The organism is Desulforamulus aquiferis (assembly GCF_030577015.1).
Taxonomy (GTDB): domain Bacteria; phylum Bacillota; class Desulfotomaculia; order Desulfotomaculales; family Desulfotomaculaceae; genus Desulfotomaculum; species Desulfotomaculum aquiferis.
Genome location: NZ_JARPTC010000058.1, coordinates 1 through 836, shown reverse-complemented (window position 1 = coordinate 836; position 836 = coordinate 1). Strand labels below are relative to the sequence as shown.

Genomic DNA, 836 nt, shown 5'->3' with positions numbered 1-836 from the left:
TACCTTCTGTGCAGCACCTTTCCAGGTGGCTTCGACTAGGACTAGCAATTACGTGATGAAGGTCCCGCAACCCCAGATTTCCGAAGAATTCTGGTTTAGGCTCGCCCCTTTTCGCTCGCCGCTACTTGGGGGTTCGATGTTTCTTTCTTTTCCTCCGGGTACTTAGATGTTTCAGTTCCCCGGGTGCCCTCCTCTATGCCTATGTGTTCAGCATAGGGTGACGGAGTTTTGCTCCGCCGGGTTGCCCCATTCGGGTATCCACGGTTCAACGCCTGCTTGCGGCTCCTCGTGGCTTTTCGCAGCTTTCCACGCCCTTCTTCGGCTCTTAGCGCCAAGGCATCCACCATGTGCCCTTTTCTTCTTGACCTACTTGCTTTTCTTACTTTTCGAGATGTAATTAGCTTAATGTTTTCCGCGGCATTTCCCACTTCCAACCTCTCACTTCTCGCATCTCATTTGCTCGGCTACATTGCTGTATCCTGCAAAATTGTATTACTACGACGCTTTACTTTTCACTGTTCAGTTTTCAAGGAACATTTTTTAAGTCACGGGAAACGTCCCCGTGGCTCGGACTTTCTATATTACTCTATGAGATACTTAAAATCAACCGGAAATTCCTGGTTGATTTCAGGTCTCTCAAAACTAAACAGGTAGATGATAAATGATCGACCAGAGTTTCTTGAACCATAGGTTCAAGGTACTCCTTAGAAAGGAGGTGATCCAGCCGCACCTTCCGATACGGCTACCTTGTTACGACTTCACCCCAATCATCAACCCCACCTTCGACGGCTGCCTCTCCTAAGAGTTAGCTCACCGGCTTCGGGTGTTGTCAACTT

Annotated in this window: 2 rRNA genes; both read right to left on the bottom strand. The window is 48.7% G+C overall.

What is annotated here, in order from left to right:
- Window positions 1-367 (bottom strand): 23S ribosomal RNA (locus P6N53_RS18505); the annotation flags it as partial.
- 341 nt (window positions 368-708) lie between these two features.
- A 16S ribosomal RNA gene (locus P6N53_RS18500) occupies window positions 709-836 on the bottom strand; the annotation flags it as partial.